Genomic DNA, 23,250 nt, shown 5'->3' with positions numbered 1-23,250 from the left:
GTCCAAAAAGGACGGGCGGGACGCCCATCCCACAATAACAATTAAAATTGTAAGTTATTTAATTCGCGATCCTTATGGGTAATCGACCGGACATAATATGACTGGCGAATATAATTCGCTCTTCTACAAAGAAATTTCGCGCCCAGCGAGGCTAGAATAAAAGATGGTAAAAAACTGATTTTATATTACTTAAAGTAAAGGGCGGCTTGATATAAAACTTGTTCTTGATGGGTTAACAAAGTGCAGTCAGAAAGCGGGTAAGCCACACAAGTAACAGCGTAGCCAGCTTGCAATTCTGAGGGCTTCAAAAACTTTTGTTCGCTTTGGTCGATTTCACCGCTCAGCAGTTTGACAACGCAAGCAGAACACTCTCCTTGCTTGCATCCATTCGGCAAGCGGATGCCGGCATCTTCTGCCATATCTAAGATATACTGGTCGTCTGGTACTGCGATCGTGCGATCGAGCGCGATCGCCTCATTCACCAACCGAACTTGATAAACTGCCATTTTTTCCTTATTCCTCGCGAAAGGGCGGGTTTACGATGCTGTTAGTCCTACCAAATATTTCGGGTAAAACCCGCCCGTACAACTCGAAAGGGCGGATTTATATCGTGTATATCTAGACAAGCGCTTCTTGATAATCGAGATTTTCATCTAGATAAATAGCCCGAATATCCTCCGGCAAATTTGATTCTAAAGTTTGATATCCTTTTTGCAGCAAAGCCTTTACCTGAGCCGGCGAAATAGCTTCGCCTTCTGCTTGCAAATAAGCTGCAATTCGAGTTTCGCTCCAGCGGAAAGTCTGAGCCATCAACACCACTAAACGCGGCAGGGGCGCTAACAATTCTAAGGCTTGTTTGACGTAACACCAGAGGGGAGGCGAAGCCGATTGCAAAGAATAGTGAATCGACTCAACAGGGGGCAATTCGGCTTGATTGATGCAGATAGCCGTGACATTAATCAGCCAGTTTTGGAGACTGAGATTTTCGCCATCAGACTCTTGGATTTCGCGGCGCAAATCGAGGCCTCGCAGTTCGTGATAGATGTGCAGCCAAGTGTGGGCAAACAGGTAATCGCCTTGTACGGGCGATCGTACGGAATGGCGAATCAGGGAGTGTACAATTTGAGCATAGCGGCAAAAAATCGCCGTGAAGAACCTACCCTGATCGGGATGGTTTTGAAACAGGGTCAATAATTCCTGATCGCTGTGGTGAAACAGGGATTTGACCACAGGATGGTTGAATTCGGAAAAATTAGGTGTTTGCACAATTGTTATGGAAAGGTTTGGTAATATATGCTGGTGCAGCCCGATTCTACAACACGATATACATTTGATGCAAGTGCTTAAAAAATATGTTGATACTTAAGTCAATTAATTATATAATATCGCGAAATGTTTATATTCCATGAAGGAGTCCCACAAGCATGAACAACTTGAAACAAGTTAGCATCTATACTCGCGGTATAACTATGGCGAGCGGTGCTGGTGGATATGGGGCAATCTTGCTGTATGAAAATCATCGCAAGGAACTATCCGGGGGATTTCACTTAACTACACACCATCGTATGGATATTATTGCTGCAATTGAAGGTCTGAAAGCACTCAAAACAAGATGTAAAGTGACGCTGTACAATAACAACGGCTACCTTGTAGATGCTATTGCCAACAATTGGGCGCTGCGCTGGCAAGCTAATAACTGGAAAAATAGCGAACACAAACCTACTGCTAACGTAGATTTGTGGGAGCAATTACTCCAATTCTGCTCGCAACACGACGTTGAGTTTATTAGGCTTAAGCAATGTGCGGGCAACCAAGAGTATCAACGCTGCAATTATATTTCCAGACAAGCGGCCAATCAACAAAACTTACCAGCAGATGAAGGCTATCAACGGTGAACTCCGCTAGGAAAACCATATCCTCCGCCCCCAGGAGTCTCAATGACAAACACATCCCCAGGCTGCATTTCCACAGTCGCCGTACTCCCCAAATTCTCAACTTTTCCCTCCACCGTTTCAACATAATTCCGCCCTACTTTCCCCGCTTCACCCCCATTCAAACCGCAAGGAGAAATCACCCGTCTCCCCGATAAAATCCCCGCCGTCATCGCTTCCCGAAAGCGCACTTGCCGCACAACTCCATTACCGCCGCGATGATATCCATTCCCGCCGCTATTAGCCCGAATTGCAAAACTTTCTAACAACACCGGAAACCGCCATTCTAATACTTCTGGATCGGTTAAACGCGAATTAGTCATGTGAGTTTGAACCGCATCCGTACCATCAAAACTTGCCCCCGCGCCCGAACCGCCGCAAATAGTTTCATAATATTGATAGCGCTGATTTCCAAAGGTAAAATTATTCATAGTTCCCTGAGAAGCCGCCATCACTCCCAACGCACAATACAAAGCATCGGTAATATTTTGCGATGTTTCTACATTTCCGGCAACCACCGCCGCTGGATAGCGAGGATTCAGCATACAGCCTTCGGGATTGATGATTTCGAGAGGTTTCAAACAGCCCGCATTTAGAGGAATATCGTCATCTACCAAGGTGCGGAAAACATACAAAACAGCGGCTTTGCACACGGCTGCGGGAGCATTAAAATTGTTGGTTTGTTGAGCAGAAGTGCCAGTAAAATCTATTTTTGCACTGCGCGCAGATTTGTCAATTGTAATCGCTACCTTAATTTGTCCGCCACTATCCATCTGATAAGTAAATTCGCCATCACTCAAAACCTCAATTACCCGCCGCACCGACTCTTCCGCATTGTCTTGTACGAAGCCCATATAAGCTTGCACAGTCTCTAATCCATAATGTTCTACCATCTTGATCAGCTCTTCTGCGCCGCGCTTGTTAGCAGCAATTTGTGCTTGCAAATCGGCTATATTTTGAGCGGAATTGCGAACAGGAAAATTACCCGCTGTCAGAATTTTTAGTAATTCTTTTTCTCGAAAAATTCCCTCCCTTACTAACAGGAAATTGTCAAGCAATACACCTTCTTCGGTTACTGTTGTACTGTTGGGAGGCATGGAACCGGGAGTGATGCCGCCGATGTCGGCGTGGTGTCCCCGCGAGGCAACATAAAACAAAGGAAGGGAGGAATCATGAGCAAATACTGGAGTAATAACGGTGATATCTGGTAAATGCGTGCCGCCGTTGTAGGGATTGTTAGAAACATAAACATCGCCCGGTTGAATCGCATTGCTTTGTGCTAAAATTAAAGCTTCAACGCTTTCGCTCATCGAGCCGAGATGTACGGGAATGTGTGGCGCGTTGGCAACTAATTGCCCCTTTTTGTCGAAAATTGCACAGGAAAAGTCGAGACGTTCCTTGATGTTGACTGAGGAACTTGTGTTTTGCAATGTGACGCCCATTTGTTCCGCGATCGCCCGAAACAAATTATTAAAAATTTCCAGCAAAACTGGATCTGATTTAACCGCAGATAAACGCGAATGAACGCCGATATTATCTGTCTCCATCTGCGTGCATCTGCGGTTCAAAATTAGATCGTTATTTTCGGTGATTTCCCCTTCCCAGCCCGGTTCTATGATATTAGTTCCCGTTGCTTCAACAATCATAGCAGGGCCTTCTATGCAGTCGCCCGATCGCAAATCGTCTCTCTGATAAACAGGCGTTTCCCGCCACCCGCCAGCAACATACATTTGCACGGTTGAAATTGGTTGCACAGGCAAGATGCCCGTGCCACCAGAGGGGGAATTTGTGGATGCTTCCTGGACATTCATTCTTTCTACAACTTCCACGGAAACCGCTTCCACAATCAGCGGTTTTTCTGGCATAATAAAACTGTAACGCTGTCGGTGTGCCGCTTCAAATTCAGCCTGCATTACCTCAATATTGTCAGCAAAATTGACCGCCAAAACCGAGTCACTTCCCTGATATTTTAAGCGCAACTTGCTAACAACTAAAACCTCTGACTCATTCTCTGTGTTCTCTGCGCCTCTGCGGTTCAATTCCCTCTTGCCCTCAGCCTCCAATTCTGTTAAAATATAATGTAAATCAGGTAATAATTCTCCATTTAATTGTTGCTCGATCGCCCTTTCGCGAATAGCCCGCACATCAGCCAAACCCATACCGTAAGCCGACAACACACCCGCATAAGGGTGAATAAACACCCGTTTCATCCCCAAACTATCGGCGATCGCACAAGCGTGTTGGCCGCCCGCACCGCCGAAACAGCACAATGTATACTCCGAAACATCGTAACCGCGCTGAAGCGAGATTTTTTTGACAGCATTTGCCATCTTTTCCACGGCGATCGCCAAAAAACCCTCCGCCACCTGTTCCGCCGTCCTCTCGCCCCCAATTTCCCCCGCTAATTGCCCGAATTTTTGGTTTACTACGTCAGGGGCGATCGGCAAATCTCCATTCAATCCAAATACTTTAGGGAAAAAATCCGGTTGAATTTTCCCCAACATCACATTGCAATCAGTCACCGTCAAGGGGCCGCCTTTGCGATAGCAAGCCGGCCCAGGATTGGCCCCTGCAGACTCCGGCCCGACGCGGTAGCGAGCCCCGTCAAAAAAGACAATTGAACCGCCGCCGGCTGCTACAGTGTGAATTGCCATCACGGGCGATCGTAATCTCACCCCAGCAATTTCCGTCTCAAATTCGCGTTCGTATTCGCCGTTAAAATGGGCAACATCTGTGGAAGTTCCGCCCATATCAAAGGTAATAATTTTCTCAAAACCTGCCTTTTTGCTCGTTTGAACTGCACCCACAATTCCCCCAGCAGGCCCGGATAAAATACTGTTTTTTCCTTGAAATTGTGCCGCGTCCACTAAGCCGCCATTCGATTGCATGAACATTAATTTGGGGGACGGTGCCCCGGTGCCCGCCCCAACAGCCTCGTTCCCAGGCTGTGCCTGGGAACCCATATCCAGAGGCTCTGCCTCTCTTAATTGACTTGTTACTTGTTCGACATAACGCCGCAAAATCGGAGACAAATAAGCATCGACAACGGCAGTATCTCCCCGCGAAACTAATTTCATCAGCGGGCTAACTTCGTGAGATACTGAAATTTGAGTAAAGCCAATTTCTTTCGCTATTTTAGCAACTTGTTTTTCGTGTTCCGAGTAGCGGTAGCCGTGCATGAATACGATCGCACAACTGCGAATTCCCTCCTCGTATGCTTGCTGCAAACACGGGATAAACTCGGGATTTACAGCAGTTAACTCCTCACCTTGGGCGCTGTAGCGTTCCGCAACTTCAATAACTCGATCGTACAGCATCTGGGGCAAAACAATGTGACGCGCGAAAATATTCGGGCGGTTTTGATAGCCAATTCTCAGCGCATCGCCGAAACCTTTAGTAATTAACAGAATTGTGCGATCGCCCTTTCGTTCCAGCAAAGCATTTGTCGCCACCGTCGTCCCCATTTTAATCGCTTCAATTTGTGCAGCGGGTATAGGAACATCTGCGGCAATTCCTAAGATGTCGCGAATTCCTTGCACTGCTGCGTCGGTGTAGCGTTCTGGGTTTTCCGATAGCAGCTTGTGAATGACTAATTTACCGTCGGGGCTGTTGGCGACAATATCGGTGAAAGTGCCACCGCGATCTATCCAAAATTGCCAGCGAGTGCGATCGGGAGAAGTAGGATTCATATCTCTTTTTTTTGAAATTTTTGCTTGATTAATTTACAAGTATTCAACAAACTTCTGTTCGAGTCAATTCATAAAACTCATAACTTCGGGTCATAAAAGTCATAATTTCTGGTCAATCAAACTAGCAGGCGCTGGATCATGTTAATTATAGATGTCGAAGGCCCTTGACTAACCCCTGACAAACACCAGCCAGAAAATCCAAATCCAAAGTCTCAATCTTATCGCTTTCTCGATGATAATGCGGATTTCGCATATTAGCAGTATCAGTCACCATAATAGCCGGATAACCATTATCCCAAAAAGGAACATGATCGCTGCGGCGAGTATCCGGCACAATTAAACCTCGATTCGGCACAGGTAGCCACTCGCAGGGCTGACCAGATTTGCGAATTTTGCCACTCAAATTAATCAAATCGGGAACCGTCCGCAAAGTGCCAATTAAAGCAATAAAATTGCCACTCTTTGGATAAAAATATTTCAATCCAGCGGGATAGCTTTGAGAATTAGGATTATGGTTGCAATAGCCCAACATTTCCAAAGAAATCATTAACCGGATTGACTTTTGCTGTTGCTTGTATTTAGCTGCATGATGACTGCTTCCCAAATAACCGTATTCTTCCATATCAAAGGCGACTAATTGCACTGGATATTTGAGCGGCCCAGATGCGATATCCCTTGCGAGTTCCAGCAAAACAGCAACACCAGTAGCATTATCATCGGCCCCAGGCGATCCGGGTACAGTATCGTAATGAGCACCAATTACGATCGGCTTTTCTTGCTTCTTTTCTTGCTTCCCCCCCTTAGCAAGGGGGGGACTGAGGGGGGGTAAATCCAAAATCAAATTGTGATGAATTCGGCCGCGCACGGAAAAATCGTCAATTTCTACAGTTCCCCACTGTGCCAACTGTTCCCGGATGTATTGCTGGGCATAAAAATGCCCTTCGGATGCGAGGTATGGATTGCGATCGCGTACAATTTGAATCAGATGGCTGTGCAAGCGTTCTTTGAGATTCATGCGATCGGAGATACAATGAGTACATTAAGATTATATGGGATTGAATTATGATTGGAGAAGTCAGAATCGAAAATTATAAGTCCATTCAAAAGCTGAAGCTAGAATTAGGACGAGTAACTGTATTGATCGGTGAAAATGGCTGCGGAAAGAGTAATATCCTAGAGGCGATCGCCCTTGCTTCTGCGGCGGCTGATGACAAGCTGGATAACGAGTTTTTAGCTTCTAGGGGCATCCGAGTTACAGAACCTCAATTTATGCGATCGGCTTTTGAAAAGGAAAATTTAGATAAAGATATCAGCATTGAAATTAGAGGAAATAATGACACAATAAAAATAAGCTTTATTTTAAATAACGATAATACACCCTATGCTCGATGGAAAAATCATTTTTACTATGGGGTTTCAGAATACGAACGGAATTTAGAAAAAGCATATAGGCAGCTTCCTGCTTGGGAATATAATAGTTTTTTAGACAGCCGAAATGAACAATATCAATCTAGTCGCCAAACAAATATCAAAACACTTAAAATACAGCAATTTATCATTTACTCTCCTGAAAATATCGCCTTACGTACTTTTGAAAAAGAAGGGCAAATTCAACCATTAGGTATTAAGGGAGAAGGCTTGTTTAAACTATTAAAATTTGTGAATTCCGATAACCAGGAGCAGCTTAATGAAATCAAGAAAAAACTGCAATTGATAGATTGGTTTCAAGATTTTGAAGCTTCTCCAAATTTATCAAGTATTCAAAACTCTCTCCAAATTAAAGATAGATACTTAGATCCAGATTTAGCTTACTTCGATCAAAAAAGTTCTAATGAAGGCTTTTTATTCTTGCTTTTTTACTTCGCTTTATTTATTAGCGATCTCACACCTAAATTTTTTGCAATAGATAACATTGATGCTTCTCTCAACCCCAGATTGTGTCGCCGACTAATGCAAGAATTAGTCGAATTAGCAAAAAAACACGACAAACAAGTTATATTCACAACTCACAACCCGGCAATTTTGGACGGTTTGGATTTAGATAATGACGAACAGCGACTGTTTGTGATTTCCCGCAATCAATTAGGTTACACTAAAGCTAGACGCATTCTCACACCTAAACCTTTGGAGGGACAAGAACCTGTAAAATTATCAGAGGCGTTTTTGAGGGGCTATATAGGCGGACTTCCTAAAAATTTTTAATATGATTAGTTTTGGATTGGTTACAGAGGGACTTACTGACCAGATTGTTATTGAGAATATTTTAGCTGGATATTTCAATAGTCCAGATTTAGATATCAGACAACTTCAACCAGAAAGAGATAAAGACAATGAGAATAAATCCACATACGGCGGCTGGACTCTAGTTTTTGATTATTGTAAGTCAAGAGATTTTCAAGAAGCATTGCAATTTATTGACTATATCATTATCCAAATAGATACGGATGTTTCAGAAGATTATAATATCCCCAAGCAAGATGAAAACGGTGAATTTACTCCTCAGCAGTTAATTGAAAAAGTTATTGAAAAGTTTAGGGGTGCGATCGGCGATATTTTTTACAGCAAATATCAACAAAAAATTATATTTGCAATCTCCGTACATTCTATTGAGTGTTGGTTGCTTCCACTGTATTATACCGACCAAAAGAAAAAATCTAAATTTAAGAACTGTCTCGATACTTTAAATCTGGAACTTCCGAAAAAACACAAGTTTACGATCGACGCTAATGCTAAAAATCCTGAATATTATCGAGTAATTTCAGAACAATATCGCAAGCATAAAGTTTTGATGAAGCATTACGCAGAAAATCCCAGTTTAAAAACTTTTCTAGAAGAGATTCAAAGCAGAGGCATTAAGAGTGGTGATGAAGAGGATTGGTAAGGAAGCAAGTTATTATGTCATATAATAGAAACATAGTTATCGGAGATTACCATGCAAGCATACAAACTTAGAGGTAAAATCGATGCAACTGGCAACTTGGTAGTTGTGGAACCTGTGAATATGCCGCCGGGAGATGTAGAAATCATCGTCTTGCAGCTACCTGATACGGTTAAACAAGCCAGTGCGTCAGAAAATGCGATCGCGCCTGAAGCACCTCAAAAAAAGTTTAAAACTAACGTGAAGGCATTTCAAGGTTTATTCGATCGAGATGCTGTACCGGAACCGCTGGATTTTGACGATCCAGACAAACAAGCAAAATGGGAATATTTAAAGGAAAAACATAACTTGTGAAAATCCTGATAGACACCAATATAATAGTAGATGTTGCGCTCGAACGAGAACCTTTCTTTGCTGAGAGCGATCGCATTTTAACTTTTGTTGAAGAAGCACAAATTCAAGGCTATGTTTCAGCCTCAACTTTTAGCGATCTTTACTATATTATCCGCAGAGACAGAGGCCGCGATTGGACGCTGGATTTTTTGCGGCAGCTAGCCACATTTTGTCAAGTAGCAACAGTAGATAACTCTGTTATTTCAATTGCATTAACTTGCAAATTTAAGGATTTTGAAGATGCGATTCAGTACAGCACTGCTGTAATCAATCTAATTGATGTCATTGTCACCCGCAACCCGCGAGATTTTCCGGTTAATACTCCTAGGATTTTAACTCCAAATCAGTTAATTATTGAATTAACTGATTCTCCCTAAATTTCTCAAAGCGCTAAACTTCTGATTCCAATTCGCTAACCCGCAACTGCACGGGTAATTCTACAGAATTCAACTCAGAAGACTCTAACAACCCCACTGGTTCCTCCTCAGAATTTGCTTTGCCCGATGATCGCACTTTTCGCAATTTCTCACCCAAAGTATCCCGCTGGTTAATTAAATAAATACTCACCAAAGTCAGCCCAACTCCCATAGATTGCAGCGGATTGAGCACTTCGCCCAAGAACAAATTGCCGAATAGCAAAGCAAATACAGGCGTAAGAAAGGTAAGAGAACTTAAACTGGTTAGACTGCCGGTAGAAGCAAAATAAAAGAATAAACCGTAGGCGATCGCACTTCCGAACACAGTAGAATAACCTAACGCCATCCAGCCCGAAAAATCGATATTCACAAACTGTTCAGACTCAGTTGCAGCCGAAATTGCCAACAGCGGCAAACCGCCCAAAATCATGTGCCAACCAGTCGCCACCACCGGGTCAACATAACGGCAAACCCAGCGCACCAAAACCGTACCCACAGCCATCGACAAAGCAGCCAACAGCATCAACCATTCTCCACCCTGAAACAACTGTTCGATACCCGCAGAAACCTCCCTGTTTTCAGGATGAAAAAGCCCCACAATCCAGCCATCCGGCAACCCAATTAAACTGATGCCCGCAACGCCAATAACTAATCCTAACCAGCCCCAAAAACCTATTTTTTCTTGAAACAGCCACAAACATAAAATCGCCACTGCTAGCGGTTGAGAATCAATCATCACCGAACCTAAGCCGGCACCGGTTCTCGCCAAACCTTCGGCTAAAAAGCCTTGAAACAAAGTAGCGTCAACCAAAGCAAACAGCGAAATCCACAGCCAAGCTTTCCAACCCTGCGGCTGCGGTTTTCCCATGAATGCCGCCGCCAGCAGCACCAACACGCCCGCAGGTACTAAACGCACGAATGCCACAAACAGCGGCGTTGTGTGCGGCATCACCCCCTTCATCGCTACCATCGCGGTTCCCCACAGGAAAAACGGCGCAATTAGCAACAGCGGGGCAAAAGGCAATTTTGAATCGGTAAGTTTTAACTGCATGGGGGAGACTCCAAATAATTGATGAGATTGATTCTCGTGGGGATGATGTAGTTTTGTTAAGCAATTTTTACAATTATATATTGGTGTTGGGTTAAGTGCGATCGCACAAATCTCGGTCATTATGAACAGGCAAGATGCCTGTTCCACAAAATCAAGGTGGAACAGGCATCTTGCCTGTTGCCACCATGATGAACAGGCAAGATGCCTGTTCCACAAAATCAAGGTGGAACAGGCATCTTGCCTGTTGCCGCCAATCTGGAACAGGCAAGATGCCTGTTCCACAATCAAGCAATTTCTTGTGCAACAGGCATCTTGCCTGTTGCGAACACAGGCACAACATCTAACCCGATGAATAAGGCACACTAGAAGTTAGCTACAAAATTTCACCTTGCCTGTAAACTGCCCATGATTTGGCCATTCAAGCCCCGCTACCGCAAACAAATCGCCCGTATCGAAATCACCGGAGCCATTGCCGGAGAAACCCGTAAACGAGTCCTAGAAGCTCTCAAAACCGTTGAAGAACGCAAATTTCCCGCCTTGCTGCTGCGGATAGACAGCCCCGGCGGCACTGTCGGCGATTCCCAGGAAATTTACAGCGCACTCAAGCGTTTGCGCGAAAAAGTCAAAATTGTTGCCAGTTTCGGCAATATTTCAGCTTCTGGCGGAGTTTACATCGGCATGGGAGCCGAGCATATCGTTGCTAATCCGGGTACAATTACTGGCAGCATTGGCGTGATTATCCGGGGTAACAATTTAGAACGGCTGTTAGAAAAAGTAGGCGTTTCTTTTCAGGTGATTAAATCGGGGCCGTATAAAGATATCTTGGCATTCGATCGCGAATTGACAGATCCTGAACAGCAAATTCTGCAAGACTTGATCGACACCAGCTACCAGCAATTCGTGGAAACCGTTGCTGAAGCCCGGAAATTGCCTGTTGAGAAAGTGAAAAGTTTTGCCGATGGTCGGGTTTTTACCGGCCAGCAAGCCTTAGAATTGGGTTTGGTCGATCGACTGGGAACAGAAGAGGACGCTCGCCGCCTTGCCGCCGAACTCGCAGGCCTCGACCCGGAAAAAACCGAGTCTTGCACGCTAGAAAAACAAAAACCTTTCCTAAATCGTGTCTTGGGGAGTAGTCTGGATATATCCGGGCTTTCAGCTTACAATAATTTGCTGGAATTCGAGCTTTCTACTAGCGGTTTGCCGCTGTGGATGTATCGCCCGTGATTAAATAGTCAGTTGGCAGTTGGCAGTAGTCAGTTGACAGTGGTAATTGGTAATTACTAATGGGTAATTGTAACTAGCAACTGACTACTAGCAACTGACTACTAGCAACTGACTAATAACAAAAATATGGAGGAAATTTGCGTGGAGTGGCAAGTGCGGGGGATTCGTGGGGCAACTACTGCTAGCGAGAATTCGGTGGCAGCAATTCGAGAAGCGGTGAGAGAATTATTAGATGAATTAGAAGCAAAAAATGATATAAATCCAGATTTAATTATTAGTGCTACGTTTTCTGCTACTCGCGATTTAGATGCTGTGTTTCCGGCTGCGATCGCCCGCGAACGTCCTCACTGGTGTAATGTTCCTTTGTTGGACGTACAGCAAATGCACGTTGAGGGTGCTTTGGAACGCTGCATTCGGTTTTTAATTCACGTCAATTGGCCGGCACATACTGAAATTTATCATCCTTATTTGCGGGGAGCTCAAAATTTGCGCCCCGATAGGAATTTAGCGGTGGCGGTGGCTGGGGAAAAATAATAGATTCACCGAAAAACGAGCCCGGCGTGCCCCTGGCTTTAGACACGGGGAGGAAGTCGGCTGCGGTTTCAACCGCCTTCAATATTTCTTTACACAAGCGATTGAAAGGTTGTATTAGAATTAAATTGCAAGTAAGAACAACCATCTACGTGAAGAAGTGTTTTATTAAGGAGAAACCCCGCTCGTTATCTCGTCTCGGCATGACGCCCTGCCTGGGTAAACAAGTAATGGTGAACATGGAGCGTACCTATCTGGCGTTGTGATGGACTCCGAAAGTAAAACAAAAGTAAGCGCAATTGCAATACCCTTTGTACTGGTAGTTGTTTTGAGCGTATAGAGGTGCTTTGATAACGCCTTCCTTGAGTTTTCGGATTCATTCAAGAATCCCCAGGGCTGAAGCCCTGGGGAGTATCAATTTGGGCTTGATTTAACTACCAGCCGGGAAGTCCCTCGGTATATTTAAAGGGGATTAATCTGAGCGCTGCGCGAAGTACCCCGTTGGGAATTACCGAGCGTGATGAAAGGCTCGTCGGGTGTAGGTACGGAAACCGACAATTATTTCTGTATATCCCTTGATAATCTGGAAATACTCTGATACTATATTGGCAAGTGGGGGTGGAACTACCTCACTATAAAAAGCCTTTGAAAAAAAGGAAAAAGAAGCCTCCGGTCTAACTGTACTCAGTTGACCGTCAGGTTTGTTCACAAGTTAACTCACCATTACAGGTGGGTTTATTTTTTACGACGGGACTTGATACAGGACAAAACCTGCCCTGGGGATATATGCTTAAAAGCTTTTATTAGAAAAAAAACCCGGTTTCTTTGAGAAGCCGGGTTTTTTGTCAATCAGACGCTTTTTTTGTGATGCAGCCTAATCCCTAAAAAGATGTCATATATAAAACTCCAAAAGTCCTTTTTCCCTTCCAATATTCCCAAAGTTTGAGGGGAACCTTTCTCATCCAACAGCGGCTTGACAGCCTCATAAGCAGGCTTGTAATTGTACCAAGGAATGGAAGGCCACAAGTGATGAATCAGATGATAATTCTGCCCCAAAATCAAGATATTTAGAATAGGACTAGGATATACTCTGGCATTTTTCCAGCGATCGCGCTCGTGAAACGGACGGTGCGGCAAATAATCAAAAAATAACCCCAACGCCAACCCCACCACCAAAGCCGGAGAAAACCAAAAATTCAGCACGTAACCTAAATGGTCGTACTGAATGGCAATATACACCACCGCTACGACAAACAAACGGCTGAGAAACCATTCCCAGAGTTCGTATTTCCGCCACAGTTTGCGCTTAAAAAAGAAAATCTCGTGGTAAAAAAACCTCGCAGCAATCAACCACAAAGGCCCGCCGGTCGAAACATAATGGTCTGGATCGTTATCTGGGTCATTAACGTGGGCGTGATGCTGCATATGTACCCGCGTAAACACCGGGAAAGCAAAACCCAACATCAGCGCGCTACCGTGTCCCAAAATAGCATTAACTGTGCGATCGCGATGGGCTGCATTATGAGACGCATCGTGAATCACAGTTCCAGCCATGTGCAACGCCAACACGTTCAGCGTAAAACAGCACCACTGCGGCCATCCCCAACACCAGAAACCCAAGTTAGAAATCACGATAATCACTACTGCACTCAAAAACAGCAGCAGTGTCGGATTGAAGTCACCGGGAGGACTCAGAAACTCTTTCGGCACTGTCAGCGGCCGTCCTGCCTCCGACATCTTTGTTAAGACTCCTTAATATTTCACACTTGCGTAGTATAAGATACAAGCCTGACAATAGTAAAGTTTTGTCAGGAACCTCGGCCTTAAGGCACGAAAGAACAGAGTTCGATCGCCAGACACAAACGTCTGCACAAGCAAAAAAGTATTGCTGTTGTACAAGGATACCAGTGCTAGAGTAGCCACAAGAGCTCAGCAGACCAAACAAAATAAATGGGTATCTCTGTATTTATGTCAAGCCTGAGAGCGGAAAAATTTGCAAAAAAGAGCGCTCCCCAAGAAAAGATTACCGATCGGTAAAAAGTCAGATATTCTATATATTGTTCAATACCTACTTTTTTGACGACTATCAAAATTTTTAAGAGTTGAGACTAGCGTCATTGCTTGTAGCGCAAAAATGAAACGTTAGCCGAAATTTAAACAAGAAATCCACCTGCCTCCCCAGAACACCGCTGATGCAATTGCCAAAAGCCCTACGCCGGACTAAAATCGTCGCCACCATTGGCCCAGCAACTTCTGACCCACAAGTGCTGCGCCAGCTTATAGAAGCAGGTGCCACAACTTTGCGACTCAACTTTTCCCACGGAACAGAAGAAGACCACCAGCGCAGCATTCGCTTAATCCGGCAAACATCCTTTGAACTCAACCAGCCGGTTGCCATCCTCCAAGACCTCCAAGGCCCGAAAATTCGTTTAGGGCGCTTTGAGACAGGCTCTATAGTTGTCAAAAACGGCGATCCTTTCATTCTCACCAGTCGCCAAGTTCCCGGCACCGAACTCATTTCTTCCGTCACCTACGACCCCCTAGCAGACGAAGTTCCAGAGGGTTCAGTAATTCTGCTTGACGACGGGAAAGTGGAAATGCTGGTCGAAAAAGTAGACCGCGCGGCGCGGGAATTGTACTGCCGCGTCGTAGTCGGCGGGCCGCTTTCCAACAACAAAGGGGTGAATTTTCCGGGAGTTTACCTCTCAATTAAAGCGCTGACTGATAAAGACCGCAAAGATTTAATGTTCGGCCTCGACCAAGGTGTCGATTGGGTGGCCCTGAGCTTTGTGCGGAATCCCCAAGATGTGCTCGAAATTAAAGAACTGATTGCCAGTGCGGGCAAGCAAGTACCGGTGATTGCTAAGATCGAAAAGCACGAGGCGATCGAACAAATGGAGGAAATTCTCACCCTTTGCAACGGCGTGATGGTCGCCCGCGGCGATTTGGGAGTGGAACTGCCCGCCGAAGACGTGCCGATTTTGCAAAAGCGGCTGATTGCTACCTCCAACCGCCTGGGTATTCCGGTAATTACCGCTACCCAGATGCTCGACAGCATGGTCAACAATCCTCGTCCCACCCGTGCCGAGATTTCCGACGTGGCCAACGCCATTCTCGACGGAACTGATGCGGTGATGCTGTCGAATGAAACTGCTGTCGGCAAGTTCCCCGTCGAAGCGGTGGCGACGATGGCGAGAATTGCGGTGCGGATGGAGAGGGAAGGAATTAAACGGAATATTAGGAATGTAGAAGATATTGGTCGATCGATCCCCAACGGCATCAGTCAAGCAGTCAGCCAAATCTCCGAACAATTGAACGCGGCCGCCATCATGACGCTGACCAAAACCGGCGCCACAGCCCGAAATGTCTCGAAGTTCCGACCCAAAACTCCGATTTTGGCAGTTACTCCTCACGTAGACGTAGCCCGACAACTGCAATTAGTATGGGGAGTCAAACCCTTGCTGGTGTTGGATTTGCCCTCCACCGGCCAGACATTTCACTCTGCCATGACAGTCGCCCAGGAAAAAGAGTTAGTCTCCGACGGAGATTTAGTGGTAATGACCGCCGGTACTCTGCAAGGGGTTGCCGGATCGACGGATTTGATCAAAGTTGAAGTAGTGACAGCAGTTCTAGGCAAAGGCACCGGTGTCGGTTTGGGATCGGTGAGTGGCATGGCCAGGGTTGCTCGCACTGCTGCGGATGTAGGCAATTTCCACGCTGGAGAAATTTTGGTAGTGGAACACACCAGCGTGGCTTTTGTGGAGATGATTCGGAAAGCCGCAGGTGTAGTGACGGAGGAGGACAGTTTGACTTCTCACGCCGCGATTATCGGTTTGCGCTTGGGCGTGCCGGTGATGGTGGGCGTCAAGAATGCCACGCGGGTAATTCGGGACGGAACTATGCTGACGCTGGATATGCAGCGGGGTTTGGTTTATTCCGGGGCCAGAGGCGGCTCAACTGACACGGAAGTGACCGTTTAACTGTTGGTGAGCTAGGAGTTGTGGAATTTTCAATTAAATTCTACAACTCGTTGCTTTTTTCGCTATAGTTGTGCTATAATCCAAAATTGTCTGTGCCGATGTAGCTCAGGGGTAGAGTATTCGATTCGTAATCGAACGGTCGTGGGTTCAAATCCCACCATCGGCTTCTAATGTTCTCAAGTCTCAAATTTAGGACTTACCACGGGTGGTCAGAAACCGGGTTTTTGACGAAAATCCTCCGTCGCAGCCCGCAAATTCAGTAAAAAACCCGGTTTCTTTGGGATTGATGAATATCAAGATAGATCGTAATTGTTGTAGGGGCGGGTTCACCAACAATATCTGCCAATAATTGACAATCTCAAAAACCCGCCCTGACCAAAATATTATGGTCGATCACTCGCAAAAGTTCTAAAGACTTTCATACACTTTTAACACTTCATCCCCGTAGTGGTTAATCACCTTAACCGCAATCTTTCCCGGTTTACCATTCTTGCCTTTGGGGGGATCAAAAGGACGGCTAGTAGTAGAATATATCTGACTCCAAGCATCTTCATCAATTTCCGCTTTTAGCGCCCGCTTTAATTTTTCATAGGGTTGGTTAGCACCTGTAAAGTAGGCATGACGCACAAAAAAGCTTTCCTCATTGTAGTCGGTGTCAATAAACCAACAAGCAATATCATCAGGCGAACTGCTGCGAATTTCTCCTGTAGTGGGATCGTAAATATCTAAGCCTTTTAAGGTGACTACTAGCTTACCATCTTGGCGTTTTAACTCAATATCTGGTTCGCCAAATACCATAAATAAATTACCCGCCCCTGTTTTCTTGAGTAGTTCATCACCCAGCAACAAGTCAGGATTCATGCGAGTGATTAAAACTTGCAATTTCCCATAGCGTTTAGCTTCTTCATTAACATTAGGTTCAAAGGCAAAACCGCAGACAATTAATACATAACTCCCTAAGCCTTTTACAGCTTCTTTGGCAGCTTCTTTGATATCATCAACGCTGACAGTGCCGTATTCTGGCCCTATGTGAACTGCTACTCGCTTGATGGTTTCATCGCTTTCTGCGTACTCGCCTACGGCATGGATGTAAGTACCCGCATGAGATTCTAAATACTCTAAATTTTCAAATTTGAGGCGTTGATTTTTTAAAGTGTTTTGGATTCCGGCTTTTTTCAGGTTTTCAATGATTCTGACTTCAAATTGATCTGATGCTTGGGTAACGCCTTCCTGTTCTGAGGCTGGGTATGCTTCATCGGTAGAAAGAATGCGGTGAGGTGAAAGACTTTCGACTGTAAACGGGCCAGTTATCCGAATGCGTTTATTGTTTTCATAAGGTTGGTCATAGAGTAGTTCGGTATCCGCATTACGCGCAATAGATTCATCGATTTCTTTCTGCCGTTGTTGTCTGAATTGCCACCATTTAGCTAGTAATTCTTTAGCTTCATCTGACCATTTGGCATCAGCTTCTCTGGGGATTTCCCATTCTTCCCAGGACTTTTTGAGTAACTGGTTTAATTGAGTGCGAACAGGTTCTAGTTGTAATTGCCATTTGGCATGGATAGTATCAATTTCTGGATTATTTGCGATCGCCTTCAATGTAACATGAGGAACGCGCTTGTAAACGAAGCCTTTTTTGATTTCGTTTTCTGTCTTAGTTTGTGTAGACGGCAGTTGTTTAGTAATTTCCGCTTCTTGTTGGATGCCTTCAGGAGAATCTGCTAAGAAGTAGTAGGGATATTTTGCAGACATGAGGCGAGTTCTAGCTAGTGCTAATGCAACGCGGCTTGTGTCGATGGTAATCCAACGTCTTCCCCATTGTTCGGCAACATAGGCTGTAGTTCCAGATCCGCAGGTTGGATCTAATACTAAATCACCGGGATCTGTGGTCATCAAAAGACAGCGTTCAATTACTCCTGTTGATGTTTGAACAACATATTCTTTGCCTTGTACTGGAGATGAATCATCCCAAAGATTAGTTATTTTTGAGAGAGGAAAATCATAGTGATAGTAAATATAGCTGAGATTATCACCCTCTAATTCAAGACGATTTGTTCTTAATAGCCGATTCATTTTTTCTTCTGAACTTACCCAACACCCGCCTTTAGGTGGGTGTAGTTCTCGTCCTTGAAAAATAAATTTATAAACATTGGCTTCTGAAAAAGATGGAGCGCGTTGTGAAACAAGACGATAAACACGCGACCCTTGAGGCAATGATGGTAAATTTTCTGATTGTTGTTTAGATAATTTTTGCCTGATACCATTAGGTAACTCTATATTAGTCCATCGCGATGTGTATTTAGCCTCTGATTCTTTATAGAGATGTTTGAATTTAACTTGTTCAATGTTTTTTCCATACCAAAGTAAATAATCATACATTCCTTCAAGGAGCTTTGCACCAAGAGGCATGAGTTTTTTCCTAAAAGGAATAATTTGGCAAAAATTTTCACTCCCAAACACCTCATCCATCAAACATCGAACCAAATGCACATTCTCATCACCAATCTGAACAAAAACACTACCCGTCTCAGTCAATAACTCTCTCGCTACAACCAACCTATCCCTTAAATAACTTAAATAAGAATGAATCCCTAACTCCCAAGTATCCCGAAACGCTTTCACCTGTTCCGGTTGCCTTGTTGCATCTTCAGCCTTCCCATCTTTAACATCGCGCTTCCGAGTCGAAACCTGCCAATTAGAACCAAACTTAATCCCATAGGGCGGGTCAAGATAAATCATCTGGACTTTACCCTTTAATCCCTCCTTCTCTGCCAAGGAATTCATTACCAACAGCGAATCACCGAGAATCATCCGGTTAGCCCACTTCACCCCATCCTTATGCTGATAAAAATCAATTAATTGGTCAAACTCTAACCCATTAAAATCACTAAATAAACTTAATTGTTCCGCTGGCTGTTCTTTCTTAACCTGCTTCTGAAAATCCTCAATAATTGCATGGGGGTGTATTTTCTCCTGAATATAAATCGGAACAGCCGGAACCTCTAAATCCTGACTGTCCTGTTCGTCTTTCCCCTGCCATACCAACTGCGGGTCTAAAGACGGATCGCGGGGATAAAGAACTTTTTGAGGTTTTTTCTCATCATCAGCCATAAAATCACGCAACTCTTCAGTAGGAATATTAGCCCGTTTATCCTGATGTTTCACACTATCAATAGGTGTAGATTTATCATCTTTTTTTCTAGGCATTGGTTACTTCCTTGTAGATAAATATTTGAGTTTTACAGCCTTTAAAATTCTGCTTTTTCACCCGAAATAATCGAGATTTTAATTCACTGACCTCTAAAATCAATTCATGAATTTTTAAGGCTTGCTGTTGATAATCATCATCTCCTTGACATTCTTTACAGAGAATAATTCCACTGTGTTCTTTGACAAGCTTGTGTAGTTGAATAAAATCCTGCCTATTTAAGGTAATCACAGCCCGCTCTTGTTGATGAGCAAACTTGAGAACATCATCATCGGGAATGCCTTGATTTGCTTGCTTTGCGTCATAGGATGTCAAAACATCATGTCCGAGATGGCGGAGTTTGTTGACGATATCTAGGGGAAAATTTTCGTTAGAGTAAAGCCTAGCTATCTTCATCATCGTCATCATCCTGGGCAGCAATTACTCGATCGATTTCAGTTTGATGCTGTTCGTAGTATGACGAAGCTAATCTTAAATCGGCGGGATTTAACCCCGGATAATTCCTCAGTATTTCCTCGTCGGATGCCCCCAGCTTGTAAAAAGAAATAATTGTCCAGACAGGAATGCGTGTATTGCGTATTCTAGCGTTACCTCCACAGACACCAGCGGTTTTTTGAATTGTACTAATATTCGTGTCCGTTTGTGCTGTCTGCTGAGACAAATACATCCGAATAGATTTTTCGGCATTCCAAGGATCGGATATTTCTAAGAAATCCCAACGCCCTAATCCCCCGTGATTTTTTACTGCTGGTATCCAAAGAGTTCTAGCCGCAGCCACCTTAGCTGCTTTGTCCTTTCTCGCTTCCCCCGATACTTCCAAAATTAAATTCAGCAGTTCTTTTTGCCCATCATTAATTCGCACAATAAAATCAGGCAAATAATTTCTCTGTTCCCCATTGAGAGTATACGGAATAGTAAAGCCTAAATTGTGATTTTTTACATAAGAGACAACCTCATTCATTTGTTCTAAGGATTGCAGCATCTTGTTTTCCCAATTACTATCCATAACTGCATGGGAAACATGACATTTATGAGGGTCTGTCCTATAAACCTGACGGGCAGTATCAAAGTCTACATAGCGAGTCGAACCAAAAGTATCATAGGGGCGGAGAATTGGTTTTAAAGATTTCCGCAACTCTCCTTCCACAATGGCATGATAAATCCTGTCTGTCGCATCGTGGGCAAATTCAGTCAGCATTAACAACTGAGGATAGGTATTGTCTTTGTAACGGACACATTCTTTGAGCCACTGTTTAGTTATTTGCAAAACTTGGGGAAACAACCAAGCTTGTACATCCGCATCAAAAAAATGTATTGTAGTTTTTTCTGGTTTCGGATTTCCATCCCATCGGAAATACTTTTCTAAAGTTAGTTTCGCCAACAAAAACGCGACTTCCTGTTCTCGGTGAGATTTCAATTGATCCAATGTATGAATACTGGATTGACCAACAATGGGAGCATTAACTGTAAGAGTAGGCAAATCAGCCGTAGAGAGAACATATTGACAAACATCTGTAAAATTAGCTGTTAATTTCCCCCTGCTAATGTCATAGCGATAACCCGTCAACCGAGGAAAAGTAATTTCAGATTCACTTCGTTCTGGCAAAGCTCGAACGCGGGTAGGCAGTGGCCCTCGCTTGGGCGTTTTATTAGAACCGGCACAGGGAATAAAAGCAAAGGGAACGCCATAAACTTCGGCATATTCGGGTTCATACATTCCCTCTTTATTCACTGCATAGTTAATCCGTCGCAGTCCCCGTCCCACAACTTGTTCGCACAACAACTGAGTGCCAAAAGCTCTTAATCCCAAAATGTGAGTGACGGTACTAGCATCCCATCCTTCCGTCAACATAGAAACAGAGACCACACAGCGAATTTGTTCCCCCAGCTTTCCGGGTTTCCCAACGGTATTTAATACTTCCCGCAGTAACTCTTCAGGTGAGATTTTTTCGGGATCTTTACCTGGATATCTCTCTCGATATTCAGCTTTGAATTCTTCAATTTCCTGTGCTGCGATTTTCTTAAATTCAGCACTCATCGCCTCGCCTGATTCTAGTTGTTCGCTGTCTACCAGAATCGTGTTAGGTCTAGCTATCCAGTTTTCGTTTTGGACGTTACTAAATAATGGTAGTTTACCTGGAGCTAAAACAGGTCTACCATCAGGATATTTTTTTCCTGTATCCCAACCAGCAATATAGTCATAAACCAATTTAGAGACATTGGTATTATTACAAATAATGATAAATACGGGCGGTGTCTGTCCTCTATCAATAGCTTCTGTGTCCTGTTCCCATAATTCAAAAGCTTGTTTGTAGTTACTATAGAGACTTTCTAAGGCTCCTTCTAACTCTTTAGGAAGTTTCGGTTCAGGGAATGACTTACTTTCATCCTGGGTACTGCGTCCTTTCTTGGGGAGTTGATCGCGAATTAAGGGCCAAATACTGCGATAAGCAGGCAATTCCCCTTTCATATTGTCATCAGATACCGGAACGCGGGGAATTTTGACAATGCCTGATTCAATCGCATCAATCAGAGAAAAGTCAGAAACTACCCAAGGAAATAGATTGCCTTCTGGATAGCCAGAACCTTTTAAAAAGAACGGTGTAGCTGACAAATCATAAACAACTTTGACCCCAATTTTTGCCTGTACAGCTTCAATCCCAGAAATCCAAAGTTGGGCCTGTTCATTGCGTTTTTCTGCTTCTTTGCGGTCATCACCTTTGAGCTTGGCATCATCATCACTAACGCGACGGCGGTAACAGTGGTGCGCTTCATCATTAATCACAATAATATTTTTTTTATTGCCCAAACCTTTGCAAACTCGCCTTACCATTTGGTCTGGGGTTTCAGTAAAAGCACTTTTTTTACCGTGCGCGAGAATGTCTTTAGTCAACCGGGCTGCTGAATTAATTTCTCGCAGTTTAAAGGCATGATAGTTAGTAATAACAATTTTAGCTTTTTCCAATTCTGGTAGTAATTCTGGTGGAACCAAGTCAAGTTTTTTGTAGTAATTTTCAGCATCATTAGGTTGGAGTACCCGCAATCGATCGCGTACAGTAATCCCCGGCGTTACCACCAAAAAAGCATCGCTAAATTTATTATTCTGAGGATTGGCAGATTTATTAAGAGTATGCCACGCCATTAGCATTGAAATTACTACTGTTTTACCGCTCCCTGTCGCCATTTTACAAGCCATGCGGAACAGTAGCGGGTTCGCATCTTCATTGAATTGTCGTAGTTGATTTTCAATCCAGTTATCACCGCACTTTTTTGCAACTTCGGTGATATATATAACTGCCTCTAAAGCTTCAATCTGGCAAAAGTATAATTTACGTTCGCGATCGGGATTAGTCCAATATTCCAATAATTTTTTAGTTGTTGGAGTAACGTAGAGATACCCGCCACGTCTCCACAAGCTAACGCGATCGCGCACTTGGTTGATAAACTTGTTTTCTGCTACCCTGTCTTGTGTCCATTCACCTAGATTTAGCTCTAGTTGTTGAAACTGCTTACTTTTTTTCTTTGGTTGGGCAATGGGGATAAAATAATGACTGATGCGACGGGATGCGAGAATTTCATCAGTAATACCGTCATCATCAAAGCGAAAGTGACACTTTGGTTCTAAGAAAGCAGAGTTAATAATAGGATTTTCAATGACAACTTGATTCATCTATTTCCTGATACTTGTTATATGGACATAGCGATCGCCAACGATCCAGAATTTATTATTTCCTAACCAATTGTCTCAAGGTTAGAGCAAATTCCCTCTAAATAGACTACCATCCTAAATCATCCTTTTATCTATATTTTAACTAAAAATAAGTTACTTATATTTATGTCTCTACAGAAAATAGTATCTAAATGATGGACTTCTGAAAATTGGTCATCTGTCCAAACCTCATAAAACAGCGCTGACACCAGCCATTCACCCACAAAGCAGAAATCTTAA

Annotated in this window: 18 protein-coding genes and 1 tRNA gene; 10 read left to right on the top strand and 9 right to left on the bottom strand. The window is 43.9% G+C overall.

What is annotated here, in order from left to right; translation table 11 throughout:
- Window positions 1-185: 185 nt before the first annotated feature.
- Window positions 186-506: a 2Fe-2S iron-sulfur cluster-binding protein gene (locus tag QT987_RS15140; protein ID WP_333241388.1), complete on the bottom strand. Its 321-nt coding sequence runs from the start codon at window positions 504-506 to the stop codon at window positions 186-188.
- 112 nt (window positions 507-618) lie between these two features.
- Window positions 619-1,266 (bottom strand): sigma-70 family RNA polymerase sigma factor, encoded by a 648-nt coding sequence (locus QT987_RS15135; protein WP_333241385.1) that lies wholly within the window; start codon window positions 1,264-1,266, stop codon window positions 619-621.
- 158 nt (window positions 1,267-1,424) lie between these two features.
- Between QT987_RS15135 and QT987_RS15130 the strand changes: the two genes are divergently transcribed.
- Window positions 1,425-1,895: an RNase H family protein gene (locus QT987_RS15130; RefSeq protein ID WP_333241382.1), complete on the top strand. Its 471-nt coding sequence runs from the start codon at window positions 1,425-1,427 to the stop codon at window positions 1,893-1,895.
- Here QT987_RS15130 and QT987_RS15125 read toward each other — a convergent pair.
- Together QT987_RS15125 and QT987_RS15120 are read right to left on the bottom strand one after the other, a co-directional pair.
- Complete coding sequence (locus QT987_RS15125) at window positions 1,886-5,620, bottom strand: hydantoinase B/oxoprolinase family protein (RefSeq protein WP_333241379.1); 3,735 nt, start codon at window positions 5,618-5,620, stop codon at window positions 1,886-1,888. The two genes, QT987_RS15130 and QT987_RS15125, sit on opposite strands and share 10 nt — an antisense overlap.
- Window positions 5,621-5,765: 145 nt before the next feature.
- Window positions 5,766-6,635 carry a M28 family peptidase gene (locus tag QT987_RS15120; RefSeq protein WP_333241375.1) on the bottom strand — a complete coding sequence of 290 codons (870 nt, stop codon included), beginning with the start codon at window positions 6,633-6,635 and terminating at the stop codon, window positions 5,766-5,768.
- Between the two features lie 47 nt (window positions 6,636-6,682).
- Between QT987_RS15120 and QT987_RS15115 the strand changes: the two genes are divergently transcribed.
- From QT987_RS15115 to QT987_RS15100, 4 genes are read left to right on the top strand one after another with little or no spacing between them, the layout of a single operon-like run.
- Entirely contained in the window at window positions 6,683-7,822 is a 1,140-nt protein-coding gene (locus tag QT987_RS15115) for an AAA family ATPase (protein ID WP_333241372.1), read from the top strand.
- Window position 7,823: 1 nt separating this feature from the next.
- Complete coding sequence (locus QT987_RS15110; RefSeq protein WP_333241369.1) at window positions 7,824-8,501, top strand: phage tail protein; 678 nt, start codon at window positions 7,824-7,826, stop codon at window positions 8,499-8,501.
- A gap of 51 nt (window positions 8,502-8,552) precedes the next feature.
- Window positions 8,553-8,852 carry a hypothetical protein gene (locus tag QT987_RS15105; RefSeq protein WP_333033220.1) on the top strand — a complete coding sequence of 100 codons (300 nt, stop codon included), beginning with the start codon at window positions 8,553-8,555 and terminating at the stop codon, window positions 8,850-8,852.
- Window positions 8,849-9,268, top strand: a complete 420-nt coding sequence (locus tag QT987_RS15100; protein ID WP_333241365.1) for a PIN domain-containing protein — start codon at window positions 8,849-8,851, stop codon at window positions 9,266-9,268. Before QT987_RS15105 ends, QT987_RS15100 begins: the two co-directional genes overlap by 4 nt.
- 13 nt (window positions 9,269-9,281) lie before the next feature.
- On the opposite strand, the gene QT987_RS15095 is transcribed toward QT987_RS15100, so the two are convergent.
- Window positions 9,282-10,358, bottom strand: a complete 1,077-nt coding sequence (locus QT987_RS15095; RefSeq protein WP_333241363.1) for a DMT family transporter — start codon at window positions 10,356-10,358, stop codon at window positions 9,282-9,284.
- A 201-nt stretch (window positions 10,359-10,559) separates the two neighbouring features.
- Here QT987_RS15095 and QT987_RS15090 point away from each other — a divergent pair, with 201 nt between their 5' ends.
- The 3 genes from QT987_RS15090 (at window position 10,560) to aroH (ending at window position 12,116) form a co-directional block, all read left to right on the top strand.
- The gene (locus QT987_RS15090; RefSeq protein ID WP_333241360.1) at window positions 10,560-10,724 is read left to right on the top strand and encodes a hypothetical protein; all 165 of its coding nucleotides are present in this window, start codon (window positions 10,560-10,562) and stop codon (window positions 10,722-10,724) included.
- 39 nt (window positions 10,725-10,763) lie between these two features.
- A complete protein-coding gene (sppA, locus tag QT987_RS15085) occupies window positions 10,764-11,582 on the top strand; it encodes a signal peptide peptidase SppA (protein ID WP_333241356.1) in 819 nt (272 codons plus the stop codon).
- 126 nt (window positions 11,583-11,708) lie between these two features.
- A complete protein-coding gene (gene aroH / locus QT987_RS15080; RefSeq protein WP_190742920.1) occupies window positions 11,709-12,116 on the top strand; it encodes a chorismate mutase in 408 nt (135 codons plus the stop codon).
- 846 nt (window positions 12,117-12,962) lie between these two features.
- On the opposite strand, the gene crtR is transcribed toward aroH, so the two are convergent.
- Window positions 12,963-13,850: a beta-carotene hydroxylase gene (gene crtR, locus QT987_RS15075; RefSeq protein WP_333241350.1), complete on the bottom strand. Its 888-nt coding sequence runs from the start codon at window positions 13,848-13,850 to the stop codon at window positions 12,963-12,965.
- A 455-nt stretch (window positions 13,851-14,305) separates the two neighbouring features.
- Here crtR and pyk point away from each other — a divergent pair, with 455 nt between their 5' ends.
- A complete protein-coding gene (gene pyk / locus QT987_RS15070) occupies window positions 14,306-16,093 on the top strand; it encodes a pyruvate kinase (RefSeq protein ID WP_333052847.1) in 1,788 nt (595 codons plus the stop codon).
- A gap of 94 nt (window positions 16,094-16,187) precedes the next feature.
- Window positions 16,188-16,259, top strand: a tRNA-Thr gene (locus QT987_RS15065).
- A gap of 242 nt (window positions 16,260-16,501) precedes the next feature.
- Here QT987_RS15065 and QT987_RS15060 read toward each other — a convergent pair.
- From QT987_RS15060 to QT987_RS15050, 3 genes are read right to left on the bottom strand one after another with little or no spacing between them, the layout of a single operon-like run.
- A complete protein-coding gene (locus tag QT987_RS15060; protein WP_333241347.1) occupies window positions 16,502-19,300 on the bottom strand; it encodes a site-specific DNA-methyltransferase in 2,799 nt (932 codons plus the stop codon).
- The gene (locus QT987_RS15055) at window positions 19,293-19,700 is read right to left on the bottom strand and encodes a DUF5615 family PIN-like protein (RefSeq protein ID WP_333241344.1); all 408 of its coding nucleotides are present in this window, start codon (window positions 19,698-19,700) and stop codon (window positions 19,293-19,295) included. Before QT987_RS15055 ends, QT987_RS15060 begins: the two co-directional genes overlap by 8 nt.
- Window positions 19,684-22,971 (bottom strand): BPTD_3080 family restriction endonuclease, encoded by a 3,288-nt coding sequence (locus tag QT987_RS15050; RefSeq protein WP_333241342.1) that lies wholly within the window; start codon window positions 22,969-22,971, stop codon window positions 19,684-19,686. The genes QT987_RS15055 and QT987_RS15050 overlap by 17 nt, the downstream gene beginning before the upstream one ends.
- Window positions 22,972-23,250: the final 279 nt, after the last annotated feature.

The sequence above is a fragment of the Microcoleus sp. SVA1B4 genome (assembly GCF_036700545.1).
GTDB lineage: Bacteria > Cyanobacteriota > Cyanobacteriia > Cyanobacteriales > Microcoleaceae > Microcoleus.
This window is presented reverse-complemented; position numbering and strand designations above follow the sequence as displayed.